General features: G+C 43.4%; 2 protein-coding genes. Both read right to left on the bottom strand.

From position 1 onward, the window contains the following. Positions 1-100: 100 nt before the first annotated feature. Positions 101-451, bottom strand: a complete 351-nt coding sequence (locus HMPREF9446_RS11585) for an SH3 beta-barrel fold-containing protein (RefSeq protein ID WP_009125855.1) — start codon at positions 449-451, stop codon at positions 101-103. Positions 452-612: 161 nt separating this feature from the next. Next, the coding region (locus tag HMPREF9446_RS11580) for a hypothetical protein (RefSeq protein ID WP_009125854.1) at positions 613-929 on the bottom strand (317 nt) is incomplete at its 5' end.

The following is a 929-nucleotide window of genomic DNA, read 5'->3' as shown; positions in this document are numbered from 1 at the left end:
TTGAGGGGGAAATATAGCATTCCTCCATACATCATTGCCATTTCTTAGTGATTGTTGGTTAATATTACCGTGTCTCCATTTTCCACTTCTAATTTTCCACTTATACGACCGGTCTCCATTCCAGGAAATTCTCGAGCTGGAAGTTTCTCCATGCCTGCTGTTCCACATCCCAGAACACGATGGTCCCTTTCACCCGTGCAGTCTCGTATTTCCTGTGGAAACATGCTTCGTATGGCAGTAGTGTCGCCTTTGCCAGCCTGAATGTCCCGTCCTGCCTGTGGCAGGCGATAAGTGCGTGCCCGTATTGCATGTAGTCAATCAAATCTCCGATTCTTGTTGCCATCCATTCAGCGCATGTTTCGGTGAATTCCTTTTCAAGCATGATTCGTGTTTTCCACAGATTCTTCATTGCCTCGTTGAGTGAGGTACCCTTCTTTGTCAACTTTTTCATTTTTAGCTTTTTTAATTCGTACTCGGATAATGCTTAGTAGGTGCTTCAGTCATGATAAAAAGAAAAATGCCGGCTTCTTTGGAGGAAGCGGCATTTCTGATGATATGTGGCTTGGTCTTTGCTAAAGCGTGGCAAATCTATGGATAATTTCCATACATCGCTTATTTTAAATTATTGCGAAGGATTTTCTTGTTTCGCATTGCAGTTTTCGTTTCTTTTCCCTTTATGTTTCCGGGCTGTAAATCTCGCCATATTTCCCCGAATTCTTGTCTTATTGTATTGTAGGATAGCGGCCTGTCTTTCTTTGACAGGAACAGGAACTTTTCCATGGCCCAATCTACCAGAGCTTTTATACTTGTAGGCTCTTCAGTTACCAGATATCCGTCCGCCCACCATCCGATGACATTCTCTATCACTTCTTGCCTATGCTCAAAACCTATGCCTCTTACTTTTCCACTTTCCGGCCTTCCCGCTTTTT

Origin of the sequence: Bacteroides fluxus YIT 12057 (assembly GCF_000195635.1) — a bacterium.
In the GTDB taxonomy this organism is placed as follows: domain Bacteria; phylum Bacteroidota; class Bacteroidia; order Bacteroidales; family Bacteroidaceae; genus Bacteroides; species Bacteroides fluxus.
Note: the sequence above shows the minus strand (reverse complement) of the source record. Positions and strands in the feature narration are given on the sequence as shown.

Bases quoted from the DNA above. Each gene is read 5' to 3' on its own strand.
- HMPREF9446_RS11585 (WP_009125855.1), bottom strand. From the start codon at position 451: ATGAAAAAGTTGACAAAGAAGGGTACCTCACTCAACGAGGCAATGAAG.